This is a genomic window from Clostridium sp. (assembly GCF_051656525.1).
In the GTDB taxonomy this organism is placed as follows: Bacteria; Bacillota; Clostridia; order Clostridiales; family Clostridiaceae; genus Clostridium.
Genome location: NZ_JBOGCC010000093.1, coordinates 62094 through 80188, shown reverse-complemented (window position 1 = coordinate 80188; position 18095 = coordinate 62094). Strand labels below are relative to the sequence as shown.

The following is an 18095-nucleotide window of genomic DNA, read 5'->3' as shown; positions in this document are numbered from 1 at the left end:
TATCTTAAAAACTACTACACCAAGCTGTTGCAGTGATGTAAACAGTGGCTAACGTAATGAAATTAGGTATGGTAAAAGCTAGTAGAATTTGATTAATCAGTTACGAAGTGTCTTACGAAGATAAGATATGTGTTCAACGACTAAAGAAAACTTAAAAAAAATAAGCATTGTTGAAATACAATGTGAAGTGAGTATTGTAGGGATTAAGCTAATGAATCTCGAAACGAGAGGGTGTTTACGAAAGTAAAAGAAGATATAGTCTAGAAACTGTAAGACAGTTTTGTTAAGTGTTGCGACTTAATTTAGAAATAGTAAGAGTTGTCTGCTTACTTATTAGTTCTCGATGAAGCAGGACTAATTGATGCTCAATTATTTAGAACGTCAATGGCTAACTTTACATCATCAACAGGAGGTATTACTTGTTTTGCAGGTGTTCCTTGTGCTGATGCGAGTTCGGTTTTTTACTGGGCAAAAGCTAGTCGTGGTGTAAAAACAATGTTATATCAATTTCCAGATGTTTACAAGCATAGAAAATTAATATCTGAGCCATTGGCACAGAATTATAAAAATGACTATGAGAAAAAAGTTAAAACAGCAAGTGGTGGAATAAAAAATACAGAAATACAGTGGAACTACTATTTGAATACCGATGATATTGGTGGTAAATTCATGTCAAGAGAAAGAATGGATGACAATAATTTATTACAAAACTCTATAAGAAAACCAATTGGTGGAGAATTTAGATATAAAGTTGCAGGAATAGATGTTTCAGCTAGTGGTGACTATAAGGTTATGACAATAGGAGAAACAACCCTAGAAGAGTCATTTAATGATAAAACTAGAGAAAAAACTTCAACATATAGGTCTGATGTTTGTGAAATCATAACATTTAACAAAGATGGAATGAAACAAACAGGAGAAGAGTTTGCTGAAAAATGTGTTTTAAAATGTAAAGAATATGAATTAGATATGGTTGCGATAGATAGTTCATCAGCAGGTGGACAAATGTTCACACAGCTATTTAATAAATATATGGCAATTCATGGATTGAATATCATGGTACTGCCTTACGCTTATAACCAAAATAAGTCATTCTTATTCGGATATTTAGAGAGTTGTTTATATAACGGAAGAACAAAATTATTAAAAGAATTTGAATCTTGGGAGAGTGAACAATTAGTAGAAGAAATGTTGTATATGCTTAAAAAACATAATGATGGAAAAACAACAGTTCAATACTTTGCTCCAAAAGGCGATGGATTTACAGATGACCATGTTAACTCATTGGCACTGTTTAATATTTGTGTGAAAGAAATTATAGATAGGTCTAAAGATAAAAGAAAAAGAAGAGCGAGTGATGGAAGTGGAAAAATGTGGATTTTAAGGCCACAAAAATTCTCTTATAAAGAAGATTACAAACCTAGAGGGTTTGAAGATATAAAAAGCACAGGTGCTCAAACAGTTTGGGCTATGCTATAGAAAGGAGTTGATTGAATGTCAACATATCTTAGTGGTATGGTTGCCACAGAAGAATATGGTGGTCTGAATAGAAGACAAGTTGCCATGAAAATCATAGATGACATGAGAAGAGGTAATAGTTATAAACACTTCTGTAATATGTTTTGTGTTGACTCACAAGGCTCAATACAAGATAGTGAAAGAAAAAAACTATATCATTCTTATGGATTTATGAACAAAGTAATAAATGTGTTTGTATCTTTCTGTCCAACACTTTCTCATGCAGTTCCAACTGGTAAAAAGAAAGATGCTTATGGAAAGAAAAATGCAATTATTAAAAAAGTTTTAAATGAAATAAAGTGGAAACAATTAAATAAACAGATTTATGACATTTTAGAAGGTGGAGGAGATGTATTTCTTCATTATTACTATGATGTTAAAGCTAAAAAGTTTAATGTTAAAATCTTAAAAACTGAAAATATGAAAGATATTTTACTAGATGAATTTAACAATCCAAAAACCTATGTTTATAGAGAAGATATTTCAGAAGAAGAGGTAGATTACTCAACAGGAGAAATAAATGTTAAGTTTTCCGAAACTGTAACAACAATATATGAGAAAGGAAAGGTTTCTATAATAAGAAATCTAAGAGATGAAACAGGTAATGTGATTGAAGATGACAATGGTAAAAAGAAAGTTAAAATATATGAGGATAAAAATTTAGGAGCATATAAAAATATGATTCCAATTATCCACATTCCTTCTTTTAAAAAAGAGGGAGATAAGTTTTCTAAGATTCCAGCAAGTGAGTATATTGATGATTGTTTAAGATTAGACCAAATAACAACAGATATAAGAGGAATACATAGACAATATGCGTTCCCAAAATTATTCTTGACAGATTGTAAGGTAATAGCTGGTGACGGTAGAATCGGTGGTATGATTCAAATGGAAAGTGTGTTTCCAGAGAAAGCTGACCCATTAGAGTGGAAATCACAAGGTAAAATGGATGTAGTTCAAATAACAAACTCATCTGAGCCAATATTTAGAGAATATGAAACTGTTGTAGATAATTTATATGATACAGTTGGACTAACTAATCCTACTTTGATGAGTAAAATAGGAAGTTCTGATAGTTCTAAAATGTATCAACAAGTTAATAGTAGAATGCAAAATAAGATAGAAACTTATATAGACAATATTATAGAGGCATTTAAACCATTCTTTAAAATGATACTTCAAGATGCTAAGTTATATGAAGAAAGCTACGATGATGGTTATTCATTTGCAAGACCAGACAATATAATTAAAAACTCAGCTTATGATGATTTATTATATGACCAAATAGCTTTAAATACTCACATAACAACTATTCAAGAGTTGATGAAGAAGAAAGGTATGACAGAAGAACAGATTGAACAAAGAGTTACTGAGATAAACGAAGAGTTCTTTAATGGTGAAAAAGATGCACGTATCGAAAAGATGACAACACCTAAATCTGTTACTAGAACTGTTAAAAATGCAAATAATACAAAAGTTTAAAATGAATTAGGAGGGAAAACATGTTAGTACAAGCTATAAAGAAAAGAAAAGATGGAGTAGACTTAACAGAAGAAGAAAAAGCACTGTTAAATGAATTTGACATAGAATGTCAACTTATGTCTGCTACTATAGAAAGATTGAATTTAGAAAAGCAAAATTTAGAAACTCAAACTGGAAATGACACTTCTTTAGTTAAAGAATTAACAGATAAACTAGAGGGTGCAAACAAAGAAAAGGCTGAGTTGAACAATAAATTAGAAGAAAAACAACTTGAGTTAGATAACACTTTAAAGGCTCTTGAAGAAACAACTTTGACAGTTGATGCTAAAGTAAAAAAAGCAGAGTTAGATAAGGAAGCTGAAAAGTTAAGATTGGAAAAAGAAAATCAAGCTAAGGCTGATAAAATCTTAGCAGATGCTAAAAATAAAGAACTTGAAACTCAAAAGAAGATTGATGAATTAAATGAAAAGATTGCTAAAATTGAAGCTGAAAAATTAGAAGCTGAGAATTCTAGAAAATTCATTGAAGATATGACTTCTATAAAAAATGAAAAGCCTTATTTAGAAAATCATATTTCTGTTTTAATGCAAGAAGTTAAAGAGGGAAAAGCTACTACAGAAGAAGCTATGAAAACTTTATCATTCATGACAAGAACATTAAACCATGAAGAAGAAATGGAAAAACACAAAGCTAAAGACAATCCTAGTATTGTAGATAGAATAAAGAAAGATATTGAAAAGGATTTGCCAGACCCAACTTTAAAAGGGTTATCTGAGGCAGATAAAAAGAGAAAGGAAATAGGCGATTTAATGAAAAAACATGGACTTTAATAGTTTGTGTTTAAAATAAAGAAAAGGAGTGTGACGAAGAGTGAGAAGAAGTGTGGATTCGTTTTTAAATATTGGAACTTACACATCAATCGGTAAATATCCTGTTGCTGAAGCTGGGAATTTAGAGATTGGAACTCTTGTTGGTATAACTGAACAAGGTGAGCTTGTTACTGCTGAAGGTATTACTGATGCTAACTTCGTAAGACCTATTGGTGTAATTACTGAGGGTTCTACGGTTACTATTGAAGATAAAAGATACCTTCCAAACGGAAAAGCTTACAAAGAAGTTGGAGATTTCCAAGACCTATATACTTGTTTTAAAGTTATCAACGTAGAAAATGTATGGGTTTCTGGTGCAAGTGATGCGAAAGTAAATACTTGGACTTTAAAAGAAATTGGAGTACCAGTTTACTTATCAAACGGAGAATTAATCGTAGATGTTGCAAATGTAACAACTGCACACAAGTATGTAAAAGTTGGAGTTTTAGGTGACCCAATTAGAAAAGAAATAATTTGCAAACTTGGACAAGAAGTTTTAACAAAAGCAGTGGCTTTAAAAGCAAAGCCAACTGAGACAAAATAAAGGTGGTGAATTAAGTGATAAAAAGAAGAAGTGTGACTAACTTCCTTAACGTTGGAATTTATACTCCAATTGGAAAGTATGAGTTAGCAGAAAAAATTGCAATTGGAACTTTAGTAGGTTTCAATAATGACGGTCTTTTAGTTAGCGTTGAAAAAGGTGCTGATACAATTAGACCTGTGGGAATAATCACAGAAGGTTCTACAGTAACAATAGAGGATGCTAGATATTTACCTAATGGAAAGAACGAAAAAGAAATTGGTGATTTCCAAGAGTTATACAGAGCTTTCGATATACTAGGAGTTGAGGCTTTAGACGGTGTAGCTGGTGGAGGAAAATGGAAAGTTTCTGATATCGGAACTCCAGTGTTTGTAGATAAGGGAAAATTAACAATAACTTCATCTGCAACAGCAATAAAAGTTGGATTCTTAGGATGTCCACACAGAAAAGAAATTAAGTGCGAATTATAATAAAATTAAAAGGAGTGATGTAATAAGATGGATATGCAAGTATTAATCGGAAGAGAATCAGCAACGCTAATCCCTAATTTCAAGTATGAGGGAATTGGTCAAGATATATTAGAGTTAGTAGAGATTGGAAACTACAAAGGATATCAAGGTTTAAATTCATTAAATGCTTTATTAGCAGGAATTGAAAGACAAGAAGGTGTAGGAAGAGGTGCTAAATTACCTATTGAACATTTCAACGTGTTCTTCCAAAAAGGTGGATTAGAGTCATCTGCACCACAAATGCAAAAATATATTGAAGAGTTTACATTAAAGCATTCAGTTGGATACAACGTAATGACTTATGATTACTCACAAACAGACGTGTATAACGCAATAAATGAAGGAATCGACTTAGATGCAGAAGCTAGAAGAAATACATCTGTTGCTACTGAGCAATATGTTCAATACTTAGCTTTCTCTAGACTATGTGCATTAATCACTGGTTCATCTTTATCTGCAAAAATACCAACAGACGATGCTCAAGGAACAGGAGAGTATTCTGATAAATTTGGATTCTTAAGAGGAGAAAAACCAGCAAGAGGATTCTTAAAACCAACAGCAAAGTCTGAGAAAAAATATCACTACAGAGGAATTAAAGGAGATACTTTAGCTAAATCTGATATTTTTGACTCAATTCAATTAATAACTTCATACAAGACATATTCTGGAAAAGGTGTTATGGCATTAGCTTCTCCTTCAAAGATTTATGATTTAATTGGAGATACATTACAATCAACTAGAAATAAAGATACTCATATGTTAGAAGGTTTAGATTCAACTATGGTACCAAGACCATTTGGTTGTCAATGGATTCCAGTTCCAGAGTTAGAAGGACATGATTTCATCATATTCTTAGACGAAGGAAAGAAAGACATATTATTCAGAAGAGTTGAAAAAGCTCCTCAATTCAGAGGATTCGGAATTGTACCACAAACTAAGATAGCTACATTCATGTCTTTATCAGATGTTAAAGGTGCTAAATTAAGAATATTCCCAGAAGAGTGGTATGTGACTAAGAGAGAATCTGGAGTTATTCTTGATGTTAAAAACAAAGCTAAAGATGCAAATGGACAAATGGCTGATGTAGGAGTTACTGCATTAGAGGCATTAGCATTAGCTTGTCAAGGTGCTTATGATTTAGAGAAAGCTGAGTAATCAGTTAACATAGTGGGGTGGGAGTAATCCTACCTCACATTACTAAAAAAAATATTTAGGAGGGAAAGTTAGTGAAGACACTTAGAGAGTATGAGTTAGAAGCAATAGAGTATTTTAGAGAAATAGGAGAACCTATTCCAGTTGCAGGTGCACTAGGAAGTGGAGAGTCTAAAAGAGATTTAGATATGACTATAAACTCTATGATTATGCTTGACATGATTAAAAAAATAAAAGATTTGAACGCAGGGAATTCTGAGCCTGTTGAGGTTAAACAAGCAGTAAATAAAAAAGTTACCAAGTAGGTGGTAAAATGGCAGAGAAAACAATTCAATATTGGGAAACGCAAATTGAAAAAGCACAATCAAAACTAGATGAGCTAATAACAGGAGATTCTGTTGGAGTTAAAATGACTAAATCTGGTGATGATGAAATTATGGAACATACATTGAAAGAACAAATGGATTATTATTACAGATATATTTCTTATTGTGAAGGTGAAATTGATAAATTAAAAGAAAGTAGTAATAAAATCGGTCTTTTATTTATCGGGAGAGACAAGAGATATGGCTAATTTAATGCAAAAACATGCAAATATGATGGCAAAACACCGTAAAATAGTGGGTCTAAGCATTGTTGTGAAGAGTAGTACGGGTGAAGAATACGAAGTGCCTTCTAGCGTTACCAAAGTGAACGCTGACGACATATCTTATGACATATTTAAAGATAAACAATCTATAAAATGCAGAATTTTACTAGAGGATTTAAAGGCACAAGATATTCCACTTACGGGCTTTCAAACTATAACTTATAAAAGACAAGAATATGTAGTTGTTAATCCAAGTGTAAATGGTGGATTTGATGACTGTTTAATATTGTATGGAGTAATTTATGGGAAATAATATTAGTCTAAAACAGTTTATAAGAGATATGAAGAAAGTAAGAGATAATATTCCAAAGTTAGTTCAAAAAAACAAAGATAATATAATTGCACATGTTATGAAAAATATAGGAATGATGACAGCATACGACACAGGTGTGGCTAGAGGTGTTATTAAAGATATATTATCAAAAGAGTTAAAAAGACCAGACTTGGCAATAGAATTAGACCATACGGTTTATAATTATTGGGAAAGTAGATATGGTAAAAGAACTCCAGATGATGCAAGTTATATATTTGAGAAAACTGAAAATGGTGTTTATAAAATATCTATAATTGATGACGGATTTGCAGGACAAGCAGAAGATGGAAAGATTTCATTAACACATCCTAGGCAAGACCCATTATTAGTTCCACGTCAAGTTGATTATGTATGCGATTTAATGAACGCAAGTATGTTACAAGATGTAGAAAAAGAAATAGATGAAATGACCACAAAAATTCTATTAGCCATTGAAACTGGTAGAATTAGGGGGTTTTAAATGAAAGATTTAGTAAAAAGTACACTTATAAAAAGAATAGAAGATTTAAAGTTAGAAAATTTAACTGTTAATGATGGACATTTAGAAGAAGTTAAGCCAACTCAGAGGACATTCCCAAGAATGTTGTTTAAAGATTTTGTAAACAAAGATAAAAAATCAATATATGTGGTAGATTATGAGAGATATGATAAATATGGAAAAGAAGAAATACCAAAAATTGTAGGAGATGTAAGTGGACTTGAAGTAGAGTTTGATAAAAAAGTTATAAGTAATGTCATATCTAGTTATGACCCTACAACTGGAGTTATCGAATTTGAAAATCCAATCTCAGATAAAACTTTTAAGTTTAAAACAGAGGTACTAATTGTTGAAAATGTAGAAAGTGTTGGTGAAAATAAAGTTGAAATATACGCAGTGTCAACGATATCAACTACAAAGAATAGGAATATAACTTCAAAACTAAGGAGATATGACTTAGTTTTATTCACGTTTAATGATGAAAATGGAGATTTGACAAATTATTATATTGACCAAATACAATCTACATTAAGAAGAGATTTTTTATTATTAGATGAAAACTATGAGAAAACAAAATCTATCGTGTACATAGAAGATAATTGTAGATTTGATATACACGATTACAACAAGTCAAACAGGGTAATGAGAGGTACGGTGCTTCTTAAAACCATTGTATAACAACAAAAATATTAAAAGGAAGTGATAAAATGCCGAATGTTTTAGGTGAAAGAAATGAACAGTTCGTGGGAAGAACTGGTGGCGAAATAGTTGTATCAGCTCCAGCTAAAAACTTAACTAAGAAAAAAATAGTTTTACTAGCTAACTTAATTACAACTAGAGAACCAGCAAGTTATTCAATGAACAACATGTCAACAGGTATGTATGATAAGGTTACTGCTAATACTAACTCTGGTAAAATCGCAGGACAAGTAACAACAAATGAGCAAGAACCAGCAGGAGATATTTCTTTTGGATTCCAAGAGGATTATATTTATATTGGAGATGCTCTAGGACAAGGTTCTAAGTCAAAATTATTAGCACTTTTCAATGGAGAAGGGTTTTATAATGGAGAAGATTCATTAGTTCCAGTTGGTACAAATGGAACAGTAAAAGAAACTTCTGATATAGCTAGACCACATGAGGTTAAACAACCGTGGATGTATTTATATTACAATGAAGGAGCTTTTATTAAACAAGCAGGAGCTACAGATTCAATAACTGGTGAGCCTTTATTAAAAAGAAACCCATTTTCTGATTCATTAAACAGAGAATACAAAACTCTTTGTGCTGAGTTTTTATCAGTAGCAGGAAGTGGAACATCTGTAAACAGAATGTTTGCTATATTAGGAAAGTCAGCTCTAGACTATACAGAAGGAGATATCAACTCATTCTCATTAACAATGACAAGAGGTTGCGACTTATCTGAAAGAAAAGGATATTTCTGGGAAACTGTAGAAGGAGCACCTAAAAACGATGCTTCGAAATTAAGAGAATTTGAAGTAGATTCTATTTGCATTGGAGCAGAGCCAACTGGTGGAGTTACAGGTAATATTGCTTGTGTGGTTTCAGCAGACGGAACAATAACTTTTAAAAAGAAAACAGCTTCAGCATGGGAAGCAGAAAATACATTAACAACTAAAATTCAAACAGGAACTAGAATTCTTGCTAGAAAGATAGATGTAACTGCAAAAGCTTCAACAGTAGGAAATGTTTTTGTTGTAGTGGGAGCAGATGGAAAGGCTGTTGATTTCAGTTTAGATGCTGGTAAAAAGCAACATTATATTGAGGTTATGTTATTCAACAGAGATTCTGGAGAATATGAAACTTATGTAACACCAGATGCTATTCCAGTAGGAAGACCAAAACTTTTATAACTAGGCTGTACGTTCAAAGAGATGAGTCCTCAGAAGGGACAGCCTTAAAGTTCACAGCTGAACTATAAAAAATAACATAAGAGAGTCATTCGTGACTCTCTGAAATATTTAGGAGGGAATAATGGCAAAGTATAACTTAAAAAAGATAAAGCAAATATCACAAGAAGTTCAAAAGAATGTGACATTGAATCTTGGTCAATTTTTAGGTGAAACTATGGAGGGTGTAATAATCCCTTTTAGAGTAAGAACTTATGAAGAGACATTAAAACTGAAAAATCAATACAAATTAGATTGTGGGTTAGCCACTTTAAGATATATAAATTTTGATAAGGCTGATAAAAACCTTAGAGATTTTTATGAAAAACAGATTCCTGCTGAAAGAAAAAATGCCTCAAGATTTGTATATATATGCGATGCAGTTGCAGATGGTGGAGATTTAGAAGTGTTAAAATTTAAAGAAAGAATTTTAGAAGTTCTTTTAAACATAAACATGGAAGCTGAATCTGAAAGTGGAATGACACTGTGGCAAGATTTAGAAGTTGAAAAAGATAATTATGTAGAACTAGTAAATGTGTTCAGTGATGTAATAAAGTATGATGAAGAATTAATGGTATTGGAATCAATAGTTGGTGCTATTAAAACTGGACTAAGAGATGAAACTCAAATAGCTATAAGAGTATCTATTCAAAATGACTTGAGAAGAATAATGTCAATTGAAGATGAAGATGCTAGAAATAAAGCTTATAAAGAGTACCAAGAAAGTTTTACAAAAGTTCAAAAAAACTTAATGAAAACAGCTAAATCGGTTGAGAAAAAGATAAAACAATCTGAAGAAAAAATTGGTGTTGAGCTGTAATGTCTTCTAATGTAACGGATTTTTTCACAAAATGTAATATGAAAAGATACTGTGAGATATCTGTAGGGGAAGGGGAGACTAAATTAGTTCTTCCCTTTTGTTTTGATATAGCAAAAGTGTCAATGACGTATGAAACCGATGAGAATTTCTTTGTAGAATATAGAGATGATTTGAAAATAAAAAAAGTAAAAAACAATTTAGCTGATTTTTTAGATGATGTAGATTTGACCATGTTTTCATTCGACTTAGATGAAGACAATGATTTTTTAGAAGATTTAAATGACAATGAAATTGCATACTATAGTACAAAAAGTGAATGTTTTTTAAAAACAAAAGAAGATTTATACAAACTTTTAAATATGCTGATGTATTCAGAATTAGAGTTTGTAAGGATTAATGAATTTGTTATAAGAAACAGAAGTGAAATGGTAAATAGTTTTATCAATATGGCTTCTGACGATTTAAAAATTGGTGATAAAACTGGAAAAGTCACAGAGGCTTTTATGACAATGAGAGGAGCTATGGAACATTCTTCTGCTTGTATTTTTCCAGAGAATATGAATAAAGCAGTTTCTCAGTATTCATGGAGAGAAACGATGGTAAAAAGGCTTTATTTAGCTAGAAAGGTAGAAGTGGAAGAATATTATACCGAGAAAGCTAGAGAAGAAGCTAAACGAAAGAAATAGGTGGTGAATAGATGTCTAGACAAGTCGGTATGGACTTTACTCTTAATGAAAAACCTGTTGTAACCAGCATGGATAAGATGATTAAGAAGTTTGAAGAATTAAATAATATAAAAGAAAAACTAGCACCAAATGGAAAAATTAAAATCCAAATAGATAGTGGAAATGTAAAAGATAGCGTTAAAGGCATAAATGACTATCATATGGGTTTGAAAAATGCTACTGCTGAGGCTAAAAGATTAGAAGAGGCTAGTAAGAAATTAGGTGGAACTAGTAAGCCAATTAAAGAGTTTGGAGATTCTTTTAAAGGTGCAAATGAAAATATAGTTAAAACTGCTGGTAGTATAATTGTACTACAAACACTGGTTACACAAGCCATGAGAGGACTATCTTTTTTCTCAAAAGAAATGCTTTCGCTAACAAATAATACTTATGGCGTTGGTGTTGCCTCTCAAATGACAGCAGGTCAAATATCAAAGTTAAATGACAAGTTTCTAGAGTTGTCAAAAGGAACTCCTGTTTCAGCAAAAGACTTGGCAAAAGCAACAGATGATTTAGTTAGAACAGGTAGAACTTTTGGTGAGGCTCAAATGATGATGTCTGAAATATCTAAGCTATCGGTTGCCTCTGGGGAATCGTTAAAAGATACAGCACAAGTTGCTACAAAAATAATGGTTTCATTGGGAATTGAAGCAGAGAATACAAAGCAAACATTAAATGCACTTCATTCGGTTGCAATTCAAACAGCTTCGAGTATGGGTGGTTTATCAGAATCATTCAAGCAATTTGCTGGTACATTAGGTATGTATGCGAATGAGACAACATTACAAGGTGAAGCTTTAAGACAATATAAACAAGACATATTAGAATTAGGATTGAGTGCTACAGGAGTACTTAATAACTTAGGTTTATCCGCAGGTTTCCAAATGGTAGCTTGATAACATAGCGATATGTGAGGAACTTCTTTAATTGACGGGGACACACTTTATATATGATGACACCAAGCTATAAATTAATAGTTTATAGTGGCCAACCGTAATGGGATTGGGTATGGTAAAAGAACATCATCTTAGGTAATCCGCAACCAAGACTCGCAAAGCTGAATAGCAGAGTAAGGCTCAACGACTAGAGTCGCTCAACAATGAGTGGAAGTACAGCCGAAAAGGTTTGATTAATATTCAATTAAATGGAAATGGGAAGCTCTTATGTTAAGAAATATAAGATGAAGATATAGTCTAGCCCTTATGGAGACATAAGGTAAACAGCGACTGCTGGAACAAAAATAAAAGTAATTTTTTCTAAATTGGTAAATAGATGCCACTTCGTACAATGTACGATATCTCTCTAACTGCTGGAAACCCTTTAGGGCTTGTAATACTAAGTTGTCATAGTAATATAGACAATGGCTAATGTAATGAATTAGGTATAGTAAAAATGTACAAGATTAGGCAATCAGCAACTAAGTGTCCTAGAAATAGGATGAAAGCTCAACGACTAGGATTCAACAACAATGTTGAGAAGTACAGCCAAGCAAATGGGTTCGATTAACATTCGATTAAATGGAAATGGGAGACTCACATTCCAAGAGGTTTGTGATGAAGATATAGTCTGAACTTCTATTGAAAGATAGAGATTTTATATAATGCGAATATAATAATAACACAATGGTCTTTAGAAAAAACTGCAAAAAAATTATTTGACGTAGATATGCAAAAAGCACAAGTTTACATAGATAGTGCTGGTAAGGTAGCAACGTCAACAACAGGAGTTTTACTAACTGCTGACAAAGTAGCAGAAATGGCAAAAGGAAATTTACTAGAAGCTTTTTCTTTAATGTCTAAACTTCAAAACGAAGGTGTAATTTCAACTGGAACAATGCAAAAGATGTTTACAGGAAGACACTTTACGGAAGCACAAGCTGTTTTAAGAGCAGTAGGTGGAGATTGGGAAAGGTTCAATAGAGTTTTTGCACAAGGAGTTGATTATCAACAAGACTATGCAAAGCAAATGATGAACGTAAATAATGAGATAGCTAAATTAAGAAATAATGTTTTATCTCTAGGTTTAAGTGGTGGAAGTTCGAATTATTTGAATACATTAATAACGGGTACAACTTTAGGGTTGAATGATATTATAGAAAAAGGTGGAAGTACTTCAAAATCTTTATTTGATTTAGGTACACATGTAGTTGGACTTGGTGCTCAATTTGGAGTTCTATATAAAGGTCTATCTATGATAAAAACAGGTATGTTATCACTAACTCCAGTTATGGGAGTTGTATCTGGAATAGTAACACTAGGTGCTTTTGCATGGCAAAAATATAATCTATACATAAAAGAAGCAGAAATAAACCTGCAATCTTTTTTAGATGTTCTATCTGGAGAGCAAATAGCTTCTGACAAACTAGCTGTATTCTCTCAACAATCTGCTTCTGGAATGGCTGAACTAAACAGAGTTATAAATGAAATTAGAGATGGAAAATTCGTTTTAAATGGATTAGATGACACAAGTTATGCTATTGCTGGAATATTGGGAATAACAGACAAGTGGGGTGACTCATTATTAACAGTAAAAGAAGCCTTTTCTGAAATAAATAGAGGAGCAACTGCATTAGAGCAAAGAGCTAGAAGAAAACAAGAGTATGATTTAAGAGAGAAGGCGTATAAATCTAACGAGGCATATGACACTCAAAAAGAGGTTGTAAAATCAAAATTTATAGATGAAGCTGTTAGTAGAAGAGGAGAATTTTACAGAAAGGAAATAGAAGCACAAGCTAAAATATGGTTTGATGAAATAGAAAAAGGTGAGATGAAAACATTTGACAAAATGAGCGATTATATAGAAAAAAGCTCAAGAGGAATGTTTGGTTTTTCGTCTGACAAAGGATTAAATGTAAAATTATTATCATCATCTATGGAAGGAGAAATAACAAAACTAGCTGAAATTTCAGATGAGAGAAAGAAGTCAACTGACGATTTAAAGAAGTTTTCAGAAGATGTTGAGAAAGAAATAAAAGGTAAACAAGATATATTAGAAAAACTTCAAGGAACATTAAATAATGTTAATATAGAAAATGCTAAAAAGCAAATGAACATATTAAAAGAACATGGAAAAATAAATGTCGGTGGAGTTGAATTATCTGGAGAATCAGCGTTTAAAAAAATAAACATAGATAGTTTCGGTGGAAATAAAGAGGCTCAAGAAAGATTTGATTCTTTATATGGTAGATTTTTAGAGATGGAAGGAAAGAAGATAGACTTCTCTTCGCCAGAATCTATAGAGTATGCTATGAATGCAATAATGTTATTAGGAAACATATCAGCATTAGAGGAAGAAATAACTCTTCTAAAAATAGAGCAAGAGAAAATAGGAGTAGGTGTAAACGGAAATCTTGACACTGAAATAAAGTACAGAGAAGATTTTAGAAATAAGTTGTTAGAGAATCTTAGATTAAACAGAGTCCAAAAATCTTATGATGACGACAAGCTTAGGTTAGCAAAAAACACAAATGAATATACTTTTAAATATAAAAACTATTTGAAAGAATCTTTAGATATAGAATTAGAGAGATTGAAAATAGGTAAAACAGCAGGACAACAAGCTGTATTGGAATATGAGTATAAAGTTAAACAGTTAGAAGTAAATAAAGAATTAGCTGACCAAGAGTTAAAATCTGCTAAATTAATGGGACAAAAATCATTAGGTGGACTTACAGATTTATCTGCAACTAGAGCTAATTTAGAAACACTTCAAGCTCAAAGAGATGCTTTAACAAGTCAAACGTTCCAAGTGGGAGAAGCTGGAAAGGCAAATAAAGATAAATTAGTTCAATTAGATGCAATTATGACAGCTATGGTAAAAGTTTTAGATTTAGAAGAAAGGATTGCACTAGCTCCACTTCAAGAATTTAATAAATTATCAGATAATTTTCCTAAAACTTTAAAAACAATAATAGATTCACTGGCAGATTCAAGATTACCAAGTATGAATATTTGGAAAGATATGCTGGAATTGCAAGATATAGACTTACAAGAATCTATGGATAAAATTAGTAAATCATTTAACAAAGAAATCACATCTGGGAATATAGACACTTCAATACAAGACCAAGTTAGAAACGTACTAGCTTCTAAGAAGAAAGTACAAGAAGCAGAAAAGAAGGGTGGAAAAGCACTTTCGGATGCTACGTTGGAATATGTAGAACAAGTTGAATTGTTAAATGATATGAATGATTTGAAGAAAGATATATTAGATAAAGATAAGACAATGCTAGAGTATTATCAACAAATGAATAAACCTTTTGAGCAAACAGGAAGTTTATTTTCAACATTAGGAAGTGTATTTGGCAATGATAATCTAACTAGCATAGGAAATATATTTACAGATTTTGCTGATGTAAATTCACAGTTCAAATCTGGGGATTTTGGATTAGATTTTGGAAGTATGTTTAAAGATGGTAAGTTTGATGCACAAGCTATGGGAAAAGTTATGGAGTCAGCAAGTGCAGTAATGGCACTAGGTCAAATGGGTGGAAGTTTAATGGCTAGTGTTTTTGGTGGAAACTCGCAAATGGGTGGAGAATTAGGAAGTATTGGTGGAATGATAGGAACTATGGTTGGTGGCCCAGTTGGTGGATTAATAGGGTCAGCACTAGGTGGGTTAGCAGGTGGAATGTTTGGTGGCGATTCTGGGAAAGACCAAGAAAAAGCACAGCAAAAAACTAATGAGGCTAATAGGTTATACCAAGAAAACACAAATGCTTTGAATAAACTAGCAAACAACATGGCAAATTTAAATAGTGGAATAGATAGTCTAAATAGTAGTTTATTATCTTCATTCTCACAAATACCAACGTTTGATAAGTTAAACAATGTTACAGATGCTTTAAAAGAAATGAATAAAACACTGATTTCATCAAGAGATTTTGGGTCTGTCGCATTCCAAGTAACTAAATCTAAAAAGTCTGGTGGTGGATTATTTAGTAAAGGTCAGACTGTTCAATGGACAGAAACTCATGAAAAGACACTTCAAGATATGTTGAATCAATATGGATTTAAAGGCTCTATTTATGACATGGATTCTAAACAATTGCAGAACTTTGCTGATTGGTTAGAAGATGTAAAACTAGGAGAACAATCTAATGTTGAAGGAATGTCACAGTTAATACATGACTATGCTGACGCTATGAATAAACTCGAAGACAATATAAATGACTTCTTTTATGATGCTACAATGGAAGGGTTTAGTGGTATTTCATCTATAGCACAAGAAGAATTAAAGCAACAATTAACTGAATACTATAAAAACTTAGGTATAACAATAGATGAAGAAATGCAAAAAGAAATTGATAAATTAGCAGAGCAAATGTCGATAATGGTAACAGTTATGACAGATGTAAGAGGCGAGTTCTTGGATGTGTGGAGAGAAACAGGTACAACATCTGGAGAAGCCTTTATATCTTCTATGAAGCCATATATGGACAGTTTATTGGGCAATATTTCTCAAATTTACTACGATGTGTATTTTTCAGATGTTACAAAAGCATTAGAGGATTCTTTTAAGAAGATGTCAGAAGAGTTGGTTGAACTTAAAAAAGAAGGTGCAAATTTAAACTGGGATGATGTTGGAAGTAAGTTAGCAGGAGAATTTGACAAGGTTTTAAATGCGATAATTTCTGCAAAACAAGAAAGCGAGAGTTTCAATGAGATAATTATGCAACTTCAAAAACAAGCTATAGAGGCAGGGTTGAGCTTAGGAGAGTTGTTTGAAACTGGATTGGTAACAGGAACACAAGGTGAAGTTTTAGAGATGTTTAAAGATGCTGTATTGTCAAAAGATGATGATGGTGCTTTAAAAGCAGTTGGTGACTTCATGGGAGATAAAATAGGAAAAGCTCTATCTGAAAAACTTATGGACAATTTATTTTCTAGTCAAATACTAGAGTTTGGAAATGAGTTAGACAAAGTGTTGAGTGGAGAGTTGAAATTTAGTCAGTTGGCAGGGTTAATGAGCCAAGCAAATGCTATAGGAATAAATATAGAAAGCCAAAGGCTACAGATGGAGGCTATTTTAGCAGGGTTTGAATTTGGAGATATTACATATTCTACAGACTCTTCTAAAGTTGAATACTCGGCTGGTAGTAGCCAACAAAATACATATGTTTACAATATATCAAGTGCAATTAATACGAGCAACGTTATAGAGAGTGATTCTATTCAATCGTTAGCTGATGAATTGTTAGATATTATAATTGAAAAGTTAAAAGTAGACAAGGGTGTAGATATAACTAAAAATTATTAATTTAAATAATACTTGACATATTTAAATTTGTGTGGTAGACTCGTAGTAAAGATAGGCTTACGAGTCTACGCAAATTATAAAGGAGAGTATTATGAAAGAAAAGAATAAGGTTGAAATTAAAGAATTTTTTGGAACAAATGTAAGGGTTGTGAATGAGGATTGGATAGTGATGAAAGATATGTTTGGAGCTCTGGGGAGGTTGGATTCAAAGGGAGATGTTCCATCAGCTACATCTAATAAGGTTGACGAAAAGATAGGTTTATTAAAATTATGCCCCCGTAAAAGTTTTACAGTGCCAGTCAAAGTGTCAAAATCAAAAGGTGGTAATAAAAATGAATTTGTTGATATAAGTTGTGTTAACTTAAAAGACTCGCCAGTATTACTAACGTTTTTCGAACCAACAGCGAGAGCTGGTGAGGTGGCTTTAAAAACGTGGGTTGAGTTTATGAAATTTGTAAACAATCTACTCGTAGCGAACAATGTAAATCTTTTTGATATACAAGATAGACGTAATCAAATGTCAGCACAAGACAAACTTGACTCAGATGGTGGAAAGGTTATGATTATGAATACTATGATTTCTAAAATGTTAGCAGAGTTAATTGGAGTCGAAGGTAAAATACTAAAGGGTGATATTAGAAAGTTTCAAGATGAAAACCCACAAATAAGATTGGATTTAGGTTTAGTTTACGAAGAATTAAGAGAGGATTTTGTTAGTGCTTATAGCTTTACACAATCTCATTCGACTTCAAAAGATATGGCATTAAATAAGGCCAAAAGAAAATATAAAATTTAATACTTGACATCTTCCTATGTATGTGATAAACTCATATCAAAGTGAGAAATCACAAATAAAAACATAGGAAGGTGT

At 32.1% G+C, this 18095-nt stretch carries 17 protein-coding genes; all 17 read left to right on the top strand.

What is annotated here, in order from left to right:
* Positions 1–318: 318 nt before the first annotated feature.
* The 17 genes from ACRDDY_RS03975 to ACRDDY_RS03895 all read left to right on the top strand — a co-directional run bounded on the left by ACRDDY_RS03975 (position 319) and on the right by ACRDDY_RS03895 (position 18020).
* On the top strand, positions 319–1479 hold the full coding sequence (locus tag ACRDDY_RS03975; protein WP_438563675.1) for a hypothetical protein: 1161 nt from the start codon (positions 319–321) through the stop codon (positions 1477–1479).
* Between the two features lie 15 nt (positions 1480–1494).
* Positions 1495–3000: a hypothetical protein gene (locus ACRDDY_RS03970; RefSeq protein ID WP_438563674.1), complete on the top strand. Its 1506-nt coding sequence runs from the start codon at positions 1495–1497 to the stop codon at positions 2998–3000.
* A gap of 20 nt (positions 3001–3020) precedes the next feature.
* A complete protein-coding gene (locus tag ACRDDY_RS03965) occupies positions 3021–3830 on the top strand; it encodes a hypothetical protein (RefSeq protein ID WP_438563673.1) in 810 nt (269 codons plus the stop codon).
* Between the two features lie 40 nt (positions 3831–3870).
* Positions 3871–4413 (top strand): hypothetical protein, encoded by a 543-nt coding sequence (locus ACRDDY_RS03960; protein WP_438563672.1) that lies wholly within the window; start codon positions 3871–3873, stop codon positions 4411–4413.
* A 14-nt stretch (positions 4414–4427) separates the two neighbouring features.
* On the top strand, positions 4428–4880 hold the full coding sequence (locus ACRDDY_RS03955; RefSeq protein ID WP_438563671.1) for a hypothetical protein: 453 nt from the start codon (positions 4428–4430) through the stop codon (positions 4878–4880).
* A 27-nt stretch (positions 4881–4907) separates the two neighbouring features.
* A complete protein-coding gene (locus ACRDDY_RS03950) occupies positions 4908–6074 on the top strand; it encodes a hypothetical protein (protein ID WP_438563670.1) in 1167 nt (388 codons plus the stop codon).
* A gap of 71 nt (positions 6075–6145) precedes the next feature.
* The gene (locus ACRDDY_RS03945) at positions 6146–6376 is read left to right on the top strand and encodes a hypothetical protein (RefSeq protein ID WP_438563669.1); all 231 of its coding nucleotides are present in this window, start codon (positions 6146–6148) and stop codon (positions 6374–6376) included.
* A gap of 8 nt (positions 6377–6384) precedes the next feature.
* Entirely contained in the window at positions 6385–6645 is a 261-nt protein-coding gene (locus tag ACRDDY_RS03940; RefSeq protein WP_438563668.1) for a hypothetical protein, read from the top strand.
* A gap of 4 nt (positions 6646–6649) precedes the next feature.
* Complete coding sequence (locus ACRDDY_RS03935) at positions 6650–6973, top strand: hypothetical protein (protein ID WP_438563667.1); 324 nt, start codon at positions 6650–6652, stop codon at positions 6971–6973.
* Positions 6963–7493: a hypothetical protein gene (locus tag ACRDDY_RS03930; protein ID WP_438563666.1), complete on the top strand. Its 531-nt coding sequence runs from the start codon at positions 6963–6965 to the stop codon at positions 7491–7493. The genes ACRDDY_RS03935 and ACRDDY_RS03930 overlap by 11 nt, the downstream gene beginning before the upstream one ends.
* Positions 7494–8189, top strand: coding sequence for a hypothetical protein (locus tag ACRDDY_RS03925; protein ID WP_438563665.1), 696 nt, complete (start codon positions 7494–7496; stop codon positions 8187–8189). It begins immediately after the preceding gene.
* Positions 8190–8218: 29 nt separating this feature from the next.
* The gene (locus ACRDDY_RS03920; protein ID WP_438563664.1) at positions 8219–9385 is read left to right on the top strand and encodes a hypothetical protein; all 1167 of its coding nucleotides are present in this window, start codon (positions 8219–8221) and stop codon (positions 9383–9385) included.
* A gap of 121 nt (positions 9386–9506) precedes the next feature.
* Positions 9507–10241: a hypothetical protein gene (locus ACRDDY_RS03915; RefSeq protein WP_438563663.1), complete on the top strand. Its 735-nt coding sequence runs from the start codon at positions 9507–9509 to the stop codon at positions 10239–10241.
* Positions 10241–10927 carry a hypothetical protein gene (locus tag ACRDDY_RS03910; protein ID WP_438563662.1) on the top strand — a complete coding sequence of 229 codons (687 nt, stop codon included), beginning with the start codon at positions 10241–10243 and terminating at the stop codon, positions 10925–10927. Before ACRDDY_RS03915 ends, ACRDDY_RS03910 begins: the two co-directional genes overlap by 1 nt.
* An 11-nt stretch (positions 10928–10938) precedes the next feature.
* The gene (locus ACRDDY_RS03905) at positions 10939–11862 is read left to right on the top strand and encodes a phage tail tape measure protein (RefSeq protein WP_438563661.1); all 924 of its coding nucleotides are present in this window, start codon (positions 10939–10941) and stop codon (positions 11860–11862) included.
* A 769-nt stretch (positions 11863–12631) separates the two neighbouring features.
* Positions 12632–17224, top strand: a complete 4593-nt coding sequence (locus ACRDDY_RS03900; protein WP_438563660.1) for a hypothetical protein — start codon at positions 12632–12634, stop codon at positions 17222–17224.
* A 91-nt stretch (positions 17225–17315) separates the two neighbouring features.
* A complete protein-coding gene (locus tag ACRDDY_RS03895; RefSeq protein WP_438563659.1) occupies positions 17316–18020 on the top strand; it encodes a hypothetical protein in 705 nt (234 codons plus the stop codon).
* Positions 18021–18095: the final 75 nt, after the last annotated feature.

Coding starts and splice junctions, on each gene's coding strand:
- ACRDDY_RS03905 (WP_438563661.1), top strand. CDS start 10,939: ATGTCTAGACAAGTCGGTATGGACTTTACTCTTAATGAAAAACCTGTT.
- ACRDDY_RS03935 (WP_438563667.1), top strand. CDS start 6,650: ATGCAAAAACATGCAAATATGATGGCAAAACACCGTAAAATAGTGGGT.
- ACRDDY_RS03965 (WP_438563673.1), top strand. CDS start 3,021: ATGTTAGTACAAGCTATAAAGAAAAGAAAAGATGGAGTAGACTTAACA.
- ACRDDY_RS03940 (WP_438563668.1), top strand. CDS start 6,385: ATGGCAGAGAAAACAATTCAATATTGGGAAACGCAAATTGAAAAAGCA.
- ACRDDY_RS03950 (WP_438563670.1), top strand. CDS start 4,908: ATGGATATGCAAGTATTAATCGGAAGAGAATCAGCAACGCTAATCCCT.
- ACRDDY_RS03920 (WP_438563664.1), top strand. CDS start 8,219: ATGCCGAATGTTTTAGGTGAAAGAAATGAACAGTTCGTGGGAAGAACT.
- ACRDDY_RS03970 (WP_438563674.1), top strand. CDS start 1,495: ATGTCAACATATCTTAGTGGTATGGTTGCCACAGAAGAATATGGTGGT.
- ACRDDY_RS03895 (WP_438563659.1), top strand. CDS start 17,316: ATGAAAGAAAAGAATAAGGTTGAAATTAAAGAATTTTTTGGAACAAAT.
- ACRDDY_RS03910 (WP_438563662.1), top strand. CDS start 10,241: ATGTCTTCTAATGTAACGGATTTTTTCACAAAATGTAATATGAAAAGA.
- ACRDDY_RS03915 (WP_438563663.1), top strand. CDS start 9,507: ATGGCAAAGTATAACTTAAAAAAGATAAAGCAAATATCACAAGAAGTT.
- ACRDDY_RS03925 (WP_438563665.1), top strand. CDS start 7,494: ATGAAAGATTTAGTAAAAAGTACACTTATAAAAAGAATAGAAGATTTA.
- ACRDDY_RS03900 (WP_438563660.1), top strand. CDS start 12,632: ATGCAAAAAGCACAAGTTTACATAGATAGTGCTGGTAAGGTAGCAACG.
- ACRDDY_RS03930 (WP_438563666.1), top strand. CDS start 6,963: ATGGGAAATAATATTAGTCTAAAACAGTTTATAAGAGATATGAAGAAA.